At 61.5% G+C, this 1,052-nt stretch carries 2 protein-coding genes; both read right to left on the bottom strand.

Annotated features, from left to right (window positions below; all coding sequences use genetic code 11):
- Positions 1-225, bottom strand: a 225-nt coding sequence (locus KGL31_06710; GenBank protein ID MDE2321594.1) for a YeeE/YedE family protein, incomplete at its 3' end; no start/stop codon positions are given.
- On the bottom strand, positions 215-1,039 hold the full coding sequence (gene moeB / locus KGL31_06705) for a molybdopterin-synthase adenylyltransferase MoeB (GenBank protein MDE2321593.1): 825 nt from the start codon (positions 1,037-1,039) through the stop codon (positions 215-217). The genes moeB and KGL31_06710, both read right to left, overlap by 11 nt.
- Between the last annotated feature and the right edge of the window lie 13 nt (positions 1,040-1,052).

Raw genomic sequence — 1,052 nt, 5'->3', positions numbered from 1 at the left:
GAACAGACCCAACGCCGCCATCGCCCTGACTCCGACCATCTGAATCAAAAGAGCCAGGAGATAGGCCCGCAGCAGGGTAAGATCCCGTGCCAGCAGGATATCGCGGAACGTCGAGTTCATACAGAAGCGGCCGCGCTGCAGGGCGTACCCGAACGCCACCCCGGTGATGAGGCCCAGGCCCATCATCCGGACCATCGCTACACCGTTCGCGGCCTCAGTGATCACCGCCTGGCACTCCACAAAACTCGTGGTAATCGATCAGATCGGTGATGGTCGGATTGTCTCCGCAAACCGGGCAATCGGAGGCTCGCCGCACCTTGACCTGCCGAAACTCCATTCCCAACGAATCGAAGAAGAGGAGTCGCCCGGCCAGGGAGTCGCCGATCCCAAGTAACAGTTTAATCGCTTCGATCGCCTGGAGACTCCCGACGATACCGCACAGCACGCCAAGCACACCGGCCTCCTGACAGCTTGGGACCAGCCCTGGTGGCGGGGGCGCGGGGTATAGGCAGCGATAGCAGCCGTGACCGGGGACAAAGACCGTCACCTGGCCTTCGAACTTGAAGATAGACCCGTCCACGAGGGGTTTCTTCAGGAGTACACAGGCGTCGTTGACCAGGTATCGGGTCGGAAAATTGTCGCAGCCGTTCACCACCAGGTCATACTGGCTGATGACCTCCTTCGCGTTCGCCGAGGAGAGGACCGCTTGAATCGGCTCCACCTTCACGTCGGGATTTATCTGACCAATCGCCTCGACCGCCGAGACGACCTTCGGTCGTCCCACATCATCCATGTGATGGAGAATCTGTCGCTGCAGGTTGCTCAGGTCCACCACATCGGCATCAATAATGCCAAGGCGACCGACACCGGCAGCGGCCAGATAGAGGGCCGCAGGGGAGCCCAGACCGCCCGCCCCGACGAGCAACGCCGAACTGTTCAAGAGCTTGCGCTGCCCCTTCCCGCCCACCTCAGGGAGGATGATGTGACGACTGTACCGGCGGACCTGCTCTTCGTTGAAGGGTACGGCCCCCCCTGCCATGGCCGGGATCAAG

This window comes from Candidatus Methylomirabilota bacterium (assembly GCA_028870115.1).
Classification (GTDB): domain Bacteria; phylum Methylomirabilota; class Methylomirabilia; order Methylomirabilales; family Methylomirabilaceae; genus Methylomirabilis.
This window is presented reverse-complemented; position numbering and strand designations above follow the sequence as displayed.